The following is a 14,260-nucleotide window of genomic DNA, read 5'->3' as shown; positions in this document are numbered from 1 at the left end:
TTAAGTTAAGGATCTTTCTTGCTTTAGCGGATATGGCCGCCCATGATCGAAGCCATAATCCCGGCTGGAAACTGGTTGGGGCCCACACCGCATACCGACCAGGTTGCCCCTTCCGGCAGGAGGCTTTGCATATGCACCATATTCATCGGCGTGAAATGAACCCCTCCCGCCACTCCGAAGACGAGCTGAAAGTGCATGGGCTCTTCGAAAATCCCCTGTTTCCGTCAGCAGACTTTAGGTCAGGCAATCGTAATTATTTTCTATAAAATCCTTCAATGATATCTCCTAAGCATTTTTATAGCGACTCCCAATAAAAGATGATTCTCCCTAAGAAATTTTTAATCATTTTCCGAAGAAAGGCGGGCTTTCAGCTCGCTCAAAATGTTAAGCGCATCCAGGGGAGTGAGCTGGTTGGGGTCAATTTTTTTAAGGGCCTCGCGTAGCGGGTCGGCGGGAGGCTGAAAAAGGGTCCGTTGATGAGAATCCCAGGTTAATTTTTTCTTGCGGGAAATGGCCAGTTTGGGGACTCCGCCTTCGGTAAACTCGCCTTGTTCCAGGTTATGCAAAACTTCTTTGGCTCGGTCGATGACTTCCGGGGGAAGGCCGGCCAGCCGGGCGACCTGAATGCCGTAGCTCCGGCTCGTTCCTCCTTCCACTAATTTCCTCAAAAAAATCACCCGATCATTCCATTCTTTTACAGCCACATGAAAATTTTTTATTCGCGGCCGGGTCAGAGCCAACTCGGTCAACTCATGGTAATGGGTGGCAAAGAGGGTCTTAGGCCTCCACGGGCTTTCTTCATGAAGATATTCCGTTACCGCCCAGGCGATGGAAAGACCGTCAAAGGTACTCGTCCCTCGCCCGATTTCATCCAAGAGAATCAGGCTGCGCGGGGTGATGTTTCTTAATATATGGGCCACCTCTTCCATCTCCACCATGAAGGTGCTCCTGCCGCGGACTAAATCATCCGTGGCTCCTACCCGGGTGAAGATTCGGTCGACCAAGCATAGATTGGCCTCTTTGGCCGGGACGAAGCTTCCTATCTGGGCCATGATGCTGATCAAGGCTGCTTGCCGCATAATGGTTGATTTCCCGGCCATATTCGGGCCGGTAATGATCAAAATTTGCCGATCCTCGGAATTTAGGGCCAGGTCATTGGGGACGAAACGTTCTTCCAAGCCCATCCGTTCCAATACGGGATGTCGCCCTTCTGAAATCGCCAGGCTGTCTCCTTCATTGAATTGGGGACGATTATACCCGTAACGCTCCGCTACCTCTGCCAAAGCTGAAAGAACATCGATCTCCGCCAGGGCTTGAGCGATCCTCTGAATTTTTGGGACTTCGGCTGAGACTTTTTCCAGGACCTGAAGGAAAATTTGATATTCTAAAGTCTCTTTCTCTTCTTCGGCATTGAGTACCTGGGTTTCATATTCCTGCAATTCTTGAGTGATAAAGCGCTCGGCATTAGACACAGTCTGCTTTCTCATATAATGGGAAGGAACCGAGGGAAGGTTGGGTTTGGTCACCTCGATGTAATACCCAAAGACTTTGTTGTAGCGTACCTTCAGGGAAGAAATCCCGGTGCGCATGCGCTCTTTGGTCTCTAAATCAGCAATCCATCTTTTTCCCTCCCGGCTGATTTCCCGGAGCCGATCCAGGGTAGAATCAAAACCTTTCTTGATTAAACCCCCTTCTTTTAAGGTGATTGGTGGATTGTCTTCAATTGCCCTCTCTAAAAGATCTTTAATTTCTGGAAGTTCATCCAATTCTTGCAAGTATCGCTTGAAACTTTCGTGTTCCAGTGGCGATATAATGCTTTTGATTTCGGGCAGAAGATTCAAAGAAGATTCCAACGCTACCAAATCCCTGGCATTGGCTATGCCCAAGGAGATTCGCGCTGATAATCTTTCTATATCTTTGACCTGGCGCATGTTTTCTCGTAACCGTTGCCGGGAAACATCTTTTTCTTTCAGCTCGGAAACTTTGTCCAGGCGCTCATTGATCTTGTCCAAATTCATCAGCGGAGAGCTTAGCCAGCGCTTGAGCATCCGGCCCCCCATGGAGGTCACGGTTTCATCCAGAATTTCCAGTAATGACCCTTTCCTGCTTCGGGTGGCCAGGTTTTCAAAAAGCTCCAGGTTTTTGCGGGTGGTTTCATCCAAAACCATGTAATCTTGAACTTGATAAAACTCTAACCGGGAGAGGTGCCCGGGTTGAACCTTTTGCGTCTCTTCCACGTAAAAAAGGATTGCCCCGACTGCTTGCAGGGCTTGGTTTTTTCCTTCAGGGGGTAGTAGGCTGAAAGCTTTTAGGCGCTCTCGAGACCTTTCTCCATCGAATACTTCCGGGGGTAAAGGGCTATAAAGCGCATGAGGAAAGGCTTTCATAAGGTGCTTGGCCGGAGCCTGCTCTTTAGCGGTTTCGGGAAAAATGATCTCTTTCGGCTCTGTCCTCATTACCTCATCCAGTAAGGATTGGGCTGTATTCACTTCGGTGGCTAAAAAGTCTCCGGTAGAGGCATCCAGGATGGCCAACCCAAAACGTTCTTCCCCTAAAGATATGGCCATCAGAAAATTATTGGCCTTAGGCTGGAGATAATCGTCTTCCAGCACCATTCCTGGCGTAATAACCCGGATGACTTCGCGCCGAACAATTCCTTTAGCTTTAGAAGCCTCCTCCATCTGTTCGCAGATGGCGACTTTGTAACCCTGGTCTACTAATTTCTGGATGTAACTTGAGGCGGCATGGTAGGGAATTCCGCACAAGGGGATAGAATCTTCTTTGTTTTTATCGCGAGAAGTTAAAGTAATATCTAAAATTTTAGATGCTATAATCGCATCTTTAAAGAACATTTCATAAAAATCTCCCATGCGGTAAAAAAGAATGGCATCTGGATATTTTTCTTTCACCTCCAAGTATTGCTTGACCATGGGAGTAAGGTTATTCATTGTCCTGGTTCTCAATTAAAAATGTCCACTCAATTTACACCAGCCGGGATAAAAATTCAACCCGTAGGGAAATATAACTTGACTCCTATCCCTGAGATCCAATAAACTAATCACATGGATTTCAGGAAATTGCTTTAAATTTCCCATGAGGAGGTGTCGATATGCTGGTTAGAAAAAAGATGCAAAAGGATCTTGTCACCATCGCCAAAGGCGAACGAATGACAATAGCAAAAAAAATCCTCCAGGAAAAAAACATTCGCCATTTACCCGTCGTTGACGGGAAAAAACTAATCGGGTTGGTCACCAACATGGACATCCGCAAGGCCGAAGCCTCACCGGCAACTTCTTTGGAGATTCGCGAACTCCACTACCTCCTGGATAAACTCACGGTAGGGGAAATCATGACCCGCAACGTGATCACCATTTCCCCGGATATTTCTGTTGAGGAAGCAACCACTCTTCTTCACGACAATAAAATCGGCTGTCTGCCCGTGGTCGAAGATGGCAACTTGGTTGGCATCCTTACCGAAAACGACGTGATGGAGATCCTGATTGAAGTCATGGGGATGAAAGAGAAAGGAAGCCGGATCGAAGTTCTTGCGGAGGATAAACCTGGAGCCTTAGCCGACATCACCCGCATTATCAAGGAACATAATGTTAACATCATCAGCGTGGTCACGGATGCCGCCGACGAACCAGGCAAAAGGCTTGTGGTTTTTAAGCTCAAGACCTTCTACTTCGAGCCAATCAAAAAAGCCCTGGAAGCAGCGGGCTTTCCCGTTCAATACGCCAAGATCGAAAAATAGTGATCCAGGGTGAAAACCCGTTAATTGCCAGGCGTGAGGGAGATCTTTTCCCCTTACGCCTTACGCCTTGCCCCTTCACGATTCTTACCGCCCCCGACACCCACCCGGTGAATGGTTTAACCAGACGTCTGCTTAGCAGAGATTCGTTTCCGTTCCAAGTCAGCAATAGCTTTCTTTTGCTGGCGAATGCGAGAGCGAAGGCCAAGCTTGGAAAGTGAAGCGATCACCCCGGAGATCAGGAGGCCGATAAAAAAGAACAAAAAGGCCCATAAGAAGAGGGGTAAAGGAAGGCTTACCCATCCGAAATAATAATGCAACGCAACGGAATGGTCATTGTGGAGGGCAAAGCCAATGGCCGCAGCCAGGAAGAGGAGGTAAAAAATTCCTTTGAGAATATTCATGGTCCCCGTTCAGTTCTCCAACTTTTTAAAATAAAGCCGCAACTTATTATAAGTCTGTTTCAAGTGCTCGGGAATGACCCGGACTTCGGCGAGCATCGGCATAAAATTCATATCTCCCTTCCAGCGAGGGATGACATGAAAATGAAGGTGATAGAGAATACCCGCCCCGCCAACCCGGCCCAGATTCATGCCCACGTTGAACCCGGTGGGACAAAAAGCTTTTTTTAGAATGCTGATGGACTGTCCCAAATTATAGAGAATATCCTTCATCTCTTCCGCTTTTAGTTTACTAACGTCGTGGACGTGACGGACGGGGGCAATCATGAGATGGGCATAGGAATAAGGATACTGGTTGAGCATGACTAAAGAGAGGGATGTTCGGTGGATAATGAGCCTTTTTTCATCCGCTTGTTTGCCGACTGGACAAAAAATACATTTTCGCCCCTTGCGGTTGGATAGAATATAATCCATGCGCCATGGGGCCCAAAGATGCTCCATATTCGCTGACTCCTTTTCCTCGTATTTCATAAGTAAATAACCTGCCCCGAGATTGTCTCCCCCACATCCAGTAAACCAACGCTTTTCTTGGGGGCGTAAAGGCCGGTCGCAAATGCTCCGGGGTTGAAGAACAAAACCCCTTCCCGTCGGGTTTGAGAAGGAGTGTGGGTGTGGCCGAACACAATGCAATCCAGTTGGCCAAACTCTCTTCGGATCCGCTCTTCAATACCTTGCGGTCTCCCCCAGCCATGGATCAGTCCGATTTGGAACTTTCCGGCAGGGAAAGTGCGTTGGGCAGGTAACTTTATCCGCACGGCCGGAGAATCCATATTGCCGCAAACCGCCAGGATTTCTTTTTCGCCAAAGGACTCCAGGACCACGAGTTCAGTAATATCCCCGGCATGCAGGATCATTTCTGTCTCTTTGAAAGGGCCGGCGATAAGCTCCTCAAGCATCTGAATAGGCTGCATTAGATGCGTATCTGAGATGACCCCGATTTTCATAACTTAATCGGTCTCCTCTTGGCCAACGGTCTATATTATAATCTTTTTTTTTCCAACACAAGTCAATTTCCCCGCATTAAAAATATAAATTCACCGTGAGAGCGCAAGGCGCGAGAGCGTCAGAGAGACTTGATCTGGCAACTCCTCATTCCACATTCCGCACTCCGCATTTATATTTCAATCAATTCAATATCCCCCCAGGCGCCTAGCCTATCTCCAATGATGATCACCGTTCCGGTTAGACCTGGGATAGTCTTTGCTTTTTCCAATCCGCGGGGCAGGTCTGACGGAGAGCCAACAAGGTTTCCCACGGCCGTAGCTGCTGCATCGGCCAGTGCCGCCGAAGGCGAAAGGACGCAGACCGCATCCGCCCGACCCAAGCTAAGGGAAGGGCCAACTGTACCCGAAGAGGTGCAAACTCCCCACCCGTGGCTTACCGCGGGAATACGGAGGCCTACCCGAAAGCTTAACGGAGAAGTGTTCGCAAAAATGCCCACTCTTGATTCTTTGGCCGAAAGAAGAAAAATATCCCCGCCGTTCTCTACAATCACTTCCGGTGATTCCTGCAGAAGGTCTTGGCCCACAGACTCAGCCATTGCCCCGGCCACAGCCGCCATGGGCCCTACTCCAGCCAGTTGCGCCGCCCGGATCATTTCCTTGACGATGGGTGGAGCAAATTCATCAGCCGCCAGGGGAACCATGGATCGGAAAAACTCCGGATGTTGGGATATATATTTTTCGAGCTGGTAGCGGTAGCGAAGGATAGACTGGAAGGCCGATTGCTGGAGGTCTTGGGCGGCTCGAATATAAAGGTCCGTTTCCTTTACTTTTACCTGAAAAGAAATTAACCCTTGGTCCAGGAGAAGGTTACGGTAATTTCGCTCTTGATATCCCCGGATTTTGCCGTCAGACCTTAAATCCATGCTAAAATTTTTTATCCCTTAGAGGTCTGCCCCATACGGCGGTATTTCTCGTATCTTTTCTCTACCAGCTCTCCGACGGGAATCTCCTTTAGGGCCTTTAAATGGCGAATCAGGATTGCCGAAAGAATTTTTGCCGCGGCTTCAACATCCCGGTGGGCACCCCCCAAAGGTTCAGGGACAATTTCGTCAATCACCCCCAGTTCCCGAAGGTCGGTAGCAGTCCCTTTCAAAGCCTCCGCAGCTCTCTCTTTTTCCGTTTCGCTCTTCCATAGGATAGCGGCACAACCTTCTGGTGAGATGACCGAATAGGTGGCGTTTTCCAGCATGAGGATACGATCCCCCACTCCCAGGGCCAAGGCTCCCCCACTGCCTCCTTCCCCGATAACCACGGATAGGATGGGTACCTTGAGGGTGGCCATGGCCTGTAAGTTCTCCGCGATGGCCTCAGCCTGCCCTCTTTCTTCGGCTCCCTGTCCGGGATAGGCCCCTGGGGTATCGATCATGGTAATTAAGGGTTTCTCGAACTGTTCAGCCATTTTCATCAAGCGCCAGGATTTCCGGTAACCCTCGGGGTGGGGCATCCCGAAATTCCGGGCCACTTTCTCGTTTACTGTGCGTCCCCTCTGGTGGCCAATGACCATGACCGATTCATCCTGGAAATGGGCCAGTCCCCCGACTATGGCGGGATCGTCGCTAAACTTGCGGTCCCCGTGGAGTTCCATAAAATCCGTGAAGAGACGTTCAATGTAATCCAAGCAAGTAGGCCGGTTGAAATGCCGGGAAAGTTGGGTTTTTTGCCAGCGGGTGAGGTTGGCATAAATTTTACTCAATACCTTCTGGAGGCGTTTTTCCAGGTGGGCAATTTCTTCGGTGACCTTTCCGTCGGGATGATAGGAGAAGGCACGTAGTTCTTTGATTTTTTTATCGATCTCGGCGATTGGTTTCTCAAAATCTAAATAATAAATGGCCATATTCCCGCGTTCCTTGGGTTACTTGCGTTTGTCGCGTTACTTGCGTTTATGGGATCTCTGAAAAAGAGTTAATAACCAAAGCAAATAAATCCACTCACGCCTTAAATGCTGTAACTCGCTATCGCCATAAACGCTATAACTCTATTAACGCTTAGCGCAATTACGCTTGAAAACTTACCGCTTCATAACCCAGCAAATCGCGCATTCGCTGGATCAGTTGATCCGAAGAGGTCAGCTTCCATTCATCCCCCAGAACGATCACCGCCTCCCGCCTTTCCGGGAGGAGCAAGTGTAAATAAGCGGGGCAATTGCCGCGGCAATCCTCAAAGATTTCTTTGATGGCCACAAGGTCATCCCGGCTCAAGCCCTCTGAGCGAACGCGTAAATGAACCGTGGTCGTTAACTTACTTACCGCTTGTTCAAAAGGCAGGATTTCATTGGCGATGATTTTGACATTCTCTTCCCCCGCATCGACTCTCCCCTTGATGAAGACGGGTTCTTCGCCCTTCAGCAGCAATGAGGAATTTTTGTATAATTCCGCAAAAATAATCACTTCCACCACCCCGTTCAAATCCTCCAGGGTTACGAAGGCCATGCGATCGCCTTTTTTGGTCGTAATCTCCTTTAAAGCATTGACCACACCCCCGATGACGATCTCCTGCCCGTCAGCGATTTCCCGAATTTGTTGGGTGTTGGTAGTGGTTAAACGCTGCAGGGCTTCGGCGTACCGGGTCAAGGGGTGGCCGGTGAGGTAAAAACCCAGAGTTTCTTTTTCAAAAGCCAGCCGCTGGCTCTCGGGCCATTCCGGCACAACGGGGAAACGGGGTTCGGCTTTTCCTCTACCCGACTGAATACCTCCGAAGAGAACGATCTGAGGGTTGCTCCGCTCTCGTTCCAATCCCTGGGACCACTCCATGGCTTCCTCCAGCCCGGCAAGGAGTTGGGCCCGAGAAGGTCCGATGCTGTCAAAGGCTCCGCATTTAATCAGGCTCTCGATGACCCGCTTGTTTACCTTCCGCAAATCCACTTTGAGGCAAAAATCGGGAAACGACCCAAAATTCTCCTTCTCTTCTCGGGCCAACAAAATGGATTGAGTGGCGGCCTGTCCCACATTCTTGACTGCGGCCAAACCGAAACGAATCTTTCCCCCTACAACCGTAAAATCCTGCTGACTCTCGTTGACATCAGGGGGAAGAACTTCAATCCGCTTATCGCGGCATTCGCTGAGGTAACGCAATATTTTATCCGGGTTCCCCATTTCGCTGCTCAGCAACGCCGCCATGAATTCTACCGGATAATGAGCCTTTAGGTAGGCCGTCTGATAGGCAATCAAGGCGTAGGCTGCGCTGTGCGACTTGTTGAATCCGTATTCGGCGAATTTGGCCATCAGGTCAAAAAGTTTTTCGGCTTTCTTCTCCGCAATTTTATTGCGTTGGGCCCCTTCCATGAATTTCTTCTTCTGCATGGCCATCTCGTCGGCCTTCTTTTTGCCCATCGCCCGCCGCAGGATGTCGGCATCCGCCAAACTGAAGTTCGCCAGTAAAGTAGCGATTTGCATCACCTGTTCCTGGTAAACGATGACCCCATATGTTTCCTCGAGCATTCCTTTCAGCTCCGGAACCTCGTAAACGATGGGAACCTTCCCCTGTTTGCGCTTGATAAAATCTTCCACCATCCCACTCTTCAAAGGCCCCGGACGGTAAAGAGCCAGGAGGGCGACTAAATCTTCAAAACGCTCGGGAAGCAATCGAACCACCAAGTCTCTCATCCCGGAACTTTCCAGCTGGAAAACCCCGGAAGTGTCACCCGAACAAAGCAATTCATAGGTCTGGCGATTGTCCAATGGGATTTTCCGCAGGTCCAGTTTTTCTTCCCGGGAAAGATGAACCCGCTTGATTACGTCTGCGATCATGGTCAGGGTTTTCAGGCCTAAAAAGTCAAACTTGATCAGCCCGATCTTTTCCACATCTTTCATCGGGTACTGGGTAACGACTTCGTTTTTCTGGCCCCGGTAAAGAGGGACCACCTCTACCAGAGGGGTACTGGCAATCACTACGCCGGCGGCGTGGGTCGAGGCATGGCGCGGCAGTCCTTCTAAAGACTGGGCCAGGGTCAGGAGCTTCTGCACCTCGGGGTTGCTTCTGGCCAGTTCTTTTAATCGCGGTTCCTGCTGGAGCGCTTCCTCCAAGGTGATATTCAAGGCATTGGGAATCATCTTGGCAATGCGGTCCACTTCACCATAGGGCATGTCCAATGCCCGCCCGACGTCCCGGATCACGGCTCTGGCCTGCATCTTGCCAAAGGTAATGATCTGGGCTACGTGATCGGCACCATACTTATTTCTAACGTACTGGATTACTTCTTCCCGGCCCTCAATGCAAAAGTCAATGTCGATATCCGGCGGGCTAACCCGCTCCGGGTTCAGAAACCGTTCGAAGAGTAAGCCGTTGGCTATGGGGTCGATCTCTGTGATCCCCAGGCCATAGGCCACCAGAGACCCTGCGGCCGATCCCCTCCCCGGTCCCACGGGAATACCCTGCTTTTTGGCATAACGGATGAAGTCAGAAACGATGAGGAAATATCCGGCAAAACCCATCTTCTGGATCATGCACAGCTCTTGCTGCAAACGCTGGTAGTAAAATTCTCCCGACTTCGATCGATCCAGTATCTCCGTCAGGCGTTCCTCCAGCCCTTTCCGGGCCGATTTCTCCAGGAAACTGTCCAGGGTTTCGCCATCGGGAACCTGGAATTGCGGGAATTGCAGTTCATTCAACTTTAGCTCGAGGTTACAGCGCTCGGCGATCTCCACGGTATTCTGCAGCGCCTCCGGGCAGTAGGAGAATAACGCCTCCATCTCTTCCGCCGAGCGGAAGAAAAATTCCTCGGTGGAAAATTTCATTCGGTCCACATCCCGCAAGGTTTTCCCCGTCTGGATGCAGAGAAGAATCTCGTGGGCTTTGGCGTCTTCTTTTTTCAGGTAGTGACAATCGTTCGTAGCCACCAGGGGAAGAGATAGCTCGCGGGCGATTTCCATCAGGCCGGCGTTGACTTTTTTCTGCTCGGGAATTTTATTTTCCTGTAGCTCCAGGTAAAAACGCCGGTCCGGAAAAATGGACTTCATCTCTTCAGCCGCCAGCCGAGCCTTGTTTTTGTCGCCGCCGGCCAAATAGAAGGGGATTTCCCCCTTCAGGCAGGCGCTCAAGGCGATCAGCCCTTCATTGTGCTGCCGCAATAATTCCTTATCCACCCGCGGGCGGTAATAGAACCCTTCGAAATAACCCGCGGAGACGAGTTTCAAAAGGTTGCGATATCCGACAAGGTTCTTGGCCAAGAGGATCAGGTGAAACGAGGCCTCGGAAATTCCCTTGGTGGCTTTTTCGAAACGGCTTCCGGGAGCTACGTAGACCTCGCAGCCGATGATGGGTTTGATTCCGTGGCGCAGGGCCTGTTGGTAGAACTCGATGGCCCCAAACATGGAGCCATGGTCGGTAATAGCCAGAGCAGGCAGGCGATAGCTCTTGGCCTGATTAAAAAGCTCTTCCAGGCGAATGGCCCCATCCAGAAGGCTGAATTGGGTATGGAGATGAAGGTGGACAAAGTTCGCGTGTTTCATAATAAATCAGTGTCAGTGTCAGTGTGAGTGAAAAAGTTCAAAACCAATAAATGCCTAAAGTGCGCTAAAGTGTCTAAAGTTTAAAATGAGGAGTTTTTATTCCTTACGCCTCGCGCCTTACGCGCTAAGCCGTTATTCCCACTCAATCGTGCTGGGAGGTTTGGAGGATATATCATAAACTACCCGGTTGACGCCTTTTACTTCGTTGATGATGCGGTTGGAAATCGTCCCCAGAAGTTCCGGAGGTAACGGCACCCAATCGGCGGTCATCCCGTCCAAACTTTGGACCACTCTTAAAGCCACGACCCGCTCGTAGGTCCGCTCATCCCCCATGACTCCCACGGTTTGTACGGGAAGAAGGACGGCAAAGGACTGCCAAACTTTCATATACCACCCCGTCCTCCGAAATTCCTCCTCCACAATGGCATCAGCTTCCCGGAGGATGGACAGGTCTTCGCGGGTTACCGGCCCCAGGATCCGCACGGCCAAACCAGGTCCTGGAAAGGGTTGGCGTTCGATGATCTCCCGGGGCAATCCGATTTCTTTGCCCACCGCCCGCACCTCATCCTTGAAGAGTTCCTTCAGGGGTTCAATCAGCTTGAGATGCATGCGCTCGGGCAAACCGCCCACGTTGTGGTGGCTCTTGATCTTGGCTGAGGGCCCCTTAAACGATATGGACTCTATCACATCGGGATAAAGAGTCCCCTGGGCCAAAAACTTAGCCCCGCCGATTTTGTGGGCCTCTTTTTCGAACAAGAAGATGAACTCATTGCCGATGATCTTCCTTTTTTGTTCCGGTTCCACCACACCTGCCAATTTTTCCAGGAATAAATCGCTTGCATCCACTGCCCGGAGGTTTAACCCCAGATGCTTGCCAAAGAGTTTCTGGACTTTTTGCGCTTCCTCTTTGCGTAACACCCCATTGTCTACGAAGATGCTGGTCAACTGGTTACCCACCGCTCGGTGCAAGAGCAGGGCGACAACCGAAGAATCTACCCCCCCACTCAGAGCACAGAGCACCTTTCCCTCGCCAATCTCTTCCTGCAGGGAGCGAATGGTGCGGGTGACGAAGGATTCCATCGTCCAATCGGCTGGACATTGACAAATGCGCCAAAGAAAATTTTTTAGAATCTCTTTGCCTACCGGAGTATGGACAACTTCCGGATGAAACTGTACCCCAAAGGCTCTCAGTTCTTTATTCTTGATCGCGGCCACCGGGGAATTACTGGAATGGGCGATGGCCCGGAATCCTGGCGGCGGGACTTCAATGCGATCGCCATGGCTCATCCACACCTGGATGGACGCCCCACGATCCAATCCGGCAAAAAGGTCCTCGGCGTCATCGACAATCAGTTCGCTGCGGCCATACTCGCGCTTCAGCGATTTACCGACTTCGCCCCCCAAGACGTGGGTCATGAGCTGCATGCCATAGCAGATGCCCAGGGTAGGAATGCCTAAGCGGAAAAGTTCGGGCGGGCTAAGAGGAGCTTGGGTTTCGTACACGCTGGCCGGCCCTCCGGAGAGGATGATTCCCCTCGGGTTGAAAGCCTGGATGGCCTTCAAGTCAATATGATACGGATGGATTTCGCAATAAACCTGGCATTCGCGCACCCGGCGGGCAATTAACTGGGTGGTCTGCGATCCATAATCGAGGATTAAAATTCGGCCTTGAAAAGCTTTGGCCTGCATAAAGTGATTAAGATTCCTTAAAGGGATTCTCTTCTCCCACGCTGTAGTTGGGAGCTTCTTTGGTAATGATTACATCATGGACATGGCTCTCCCGTAACCCCGCACTGGTAATTCGGGTGAATCGGCTTTTTTCCTTCAATTCTTTTAGGCTGCGGCATCCCAGGTACCCCATTCCCGCGCGTAATCCTCCCAATAATTGATAGACGCTCGAGGATAAGGGTCCTTTGTAGGGAACACGCCCTTCGATTCCTTCCGGTACAAGTTTAATCTCTGATTCCACATCGTCTTGATAATAGCGGTCTTTGCTGCCGCTCTTCATGGCCTCTAAGGAGCCCATTCCCCGGTACATCTTATAACTCCGCCCCTGGTAGAGTACCATCTCACCCGGACTTTCGTCAGTTCCCGCGAAAAGGCTTCCGATCATCACTGTATCCGCGCCCGCGGCCAGCGCTTTGGTGATGTCGCCTGAAAATTTGATACCCCCGTCAGAGATCAGGGGAATATCGTAGCGCTGAGCCACCCGGGCGCTCTCCTGGATGGCAGTAATCTGAGGAACTCCTACGCCGGCAATCACCCGCGTCGTGCAGATCGATCCCGGCCCCACTCCCACTTTTACGGCATCTGCTCCGGCTTGGATCAAAGCTTCCGTTCCCTCGGCCGTGGCTATGTTTCCGGCGATCAGCTGACATTGGGGAAAGACCCGCTTGGTCTCCCGTATGGCCTCTACCACTCGCCGGGAATGGCCATGGGCGGTATCGATGACGATCACATCGGCGCCAGCTTTCAGCAAGGCCTCCACCCGGGCTTCCCGGTCTGCGGAAACGCCCACGGCCGCCCCAACGCGTAACCGCCCCAGGCTGTCTTTGCACGAATTGGGATATTTAATGGTCTTCTCAATATCCTTGATGGTGATCAACCCTTTGAGGTTGTTGTTTTCATCTACGACCAGAAGTTTCTCGATCCGGTTTTTGTGCAAAAGGCGCTTCGATTCTTCCAGAGTGATACCCACAGGCGCCGTCACCAGGTTTTCTTTGGTCATCACGGCTGAAATGGGCTGATCCAGCTGGGTCTCAAACCTTAAATCGCGGTTGGTCAAAATTCCCAAAAGCTTCCCCTGGCGGGTCACGGGGACACCCGATATACGGTATTTACGCATGATTTCCAAGGCTTCGTAAATTCTTTGATCTGGGTCCACGGTAATGGGATCCACGATCATGCCGCTTTCCGATTTTTTCACCTTGTCCACCTCCGCCGCTTGGGTGGTGATGGACATGTTGCGGTGGATGATTCCGATCCCCCCTTCCCGGGCCATGGTGATGGCGGTTTGAGCTTCGGTTACGGTATCCATGGCGGAACTGATCAGGGGCATGTACAGCCGGATGTCTTTCGTCAGACTCGTGGAGATATCTACATCGCGAGGGAGAATCGCGGATTCGGCCGGAACCAGAAGGACATCGTCGAAGGTGAGGCTTTCGGTTACTTTTTCGGGGAGCATCTTTAACTCCTTGTGGCGAGAAGAAAGAAGATTTTTAAATACTTTATTATGCCCATCTTCTGATGTCAAGGATGGAAAAAGCCTCGTCTCCCCTCCCCTTTCAACCTCGCTATTTAGTATTGCGCTATTTATTTCTCTCCCATATCCTGGGGATGGTGCTTTCCATGCAGCTCAACTCTGCCCGTTATGTCAAATTGCATGTCGTTATCATTTTGAATAGAACTCCTTTTGTGCTATCATGCTATCATAATTCCAAAGAACGCTGTGCAATGTGGGGGGAGGAAATGGAAACTAAACTAAACAACCCTCGACTATAAGTCGAGGGGTTTTATGAAGGGTCGATTTCAAATCGACTATCATCCGTAACCGGTTCGCCTTCTTGCTCTTGAATATACTGTTGTATAAGCTCATCT

At 50.7% G+C, this 14,260-nt stretch carries 11 protein-coding genes; 1 reads left to right on the top strand and 10 read right to left on the bottom strand.

The features are described from left to right. Positions 1–23: 23 nt before the first annotated feature. On the bottom strand, positions 24–212 hold the full coding sequence (locus tag Q7V48_07215; GenBank protein MDO9210521.1) for a 3-keto-5-aminohexanoate cleavage protein: 189 nt from the start codon (positions 210–212) through the stop codon (positions 24–26). A 126-nt stretch (positions 213–338) separates the two neighbouring features. Next, positions 339–2,948, bottom strand: a complete 2,610-nt coding sequence (gene mutS / locus Q7V48_07210) for a DNA mismatch repair protein MutS (GenBank protein ID MDO9210520.1) — start codon at positions 2,946–2,948, stop codon at positions 339–341. 161 nt (positions 2,949–3,109) lie between these two features. Between mutS and Q7V48_07205 the strand changes: the two genes are divergently transcribed. Continuing rightward, positions 3,110–3,754 (top strand): CBS and ACT domain-containing protein, encoded by a 645-nt coding sequence (locus tag Q7V48_07205; protein ID MDO9210519.1) that lies wholly within the window; start codon positions 3,110–3,112, stop codon positions 3,752–3,754. Between the two features lie 116 nt (positions 3,755–3,870). Here the strand turns inward: Q7V48_07205 and Q7V48_07200 are convergent, their stop codons facing one another. The 8 genes from Q7V48_07200 to guaB all read right to left on the bottom strand — a co-directional run bounded on the left by Q7V48_07200 (position 3,871) and on the right by guaB (position 13,847). Next, positions 3,871–4,155, bottom strand: a complete 285-nt coding sequence (locus Q7V48_07200) for a LapA family protein (protein ID MDO9210518.1) — start codon at positions 4,153–4,155, stop codon at positions 3,871–3,873. A gap of 9 nt (positions 4,156–4,164) precedes the next feature. After that, the gene (locus Q7V48_07195) at positions 4,165–4,653 is read right to left on the bottom strand and encodes an HIT domain-containing protein (GenBank protein MDO9210517.1); all 489 of its coding nucleotides are present in this window, start codon (positions 4,651–4,653) and stop codon (positions 4,165–4,167) included. A gap of 26 nt (positions 4,654–4,679) precedes the next feature. Continuing rightward, on the bottom strand, positions 4,680–5,156 hold the full coding sequence (locus tag Q7V48_07190; protein MDO9210516.1) for a metallophosphoesterase family protein: 477 nt from the start codon (positions 5,154–5,156) through the stop codon (positions 4,680–4,682). A gap of 170 nt (positions 5,157–5,326) precedes the next feature. After that, positions 5,327–6,079: a UPF0280 family protein gene (locus tag Q7V48_07185; GenBank protein MDO9210515.1), complete on the bottom strand. Its 753-nt coding sequence runs from the start codon at positions 6,077–6,079 to the stop codon at positions 5,327–5,329. Positions 6,080–6,090: 11 nt separating this feature from the next. Further along, a complete protein-coding gene (locus tag Q7V48_07180) occupies positions 6,091–7,050 on the bottom strand; it encodes an acetyl-CoA carboxylase carboxyltransferase subunit alpha (GenBank protein MDO9210514.1) in 960 nt (319 codons plus the stop codon). Between the two features lie 160 nt (positions 7,051–7,210). Beyond that, positions 7,211–10,663, bottom strand: a complete 3,453-nt coding sequence (locus Q7V48_07175; GenBank protein ID MDO9210513.1) for a DNA polymerase III subunit alpha — start codon at positions 10,661–10,663, stop codon at positions 7,211–7,213. Positions 10,664–10,795: 132 nt separating this feature from the next. Next, entirely contained in the window at positions 10,796–12,352 is a 1,557-nt protein-coding gene (guaA, locus tag Q7V48_07170; GenBank protein MDO9210512.1) for a glutamine-hydrolyzing GMP synthase, read from the bottom strand. 7 nt (positions 12,353–12,359) lie between these two features. Continuing rightward, positions 12,360–13,847: an IMP dehydrogenase gene (gene guaB, locus Q7V48_07165; protein MDO9210511.1), complete on the bottom strand. Its 1,488-nt coding sequence runs from the start codon at positions 13,845–13,847 to the stop codon at positions 12,360–12,362. Positions 13,848–14,260: the final 413 nt, after the last annotated feature.

Source organism: Deltaproteobacteria bacterium (assembly GCA_030654105.1).
In the GTDB taxonomy this organism is placed as follows: domain Bacteria; phylum Desulfobacterota; class SM23-61; order SM23-61; family SM23-61; genus JAHJQK01.
Note: the sequence above shows the minus strand (reverse complement) of the source record. Positions and strands in the feature narration are given on the sequence as shown.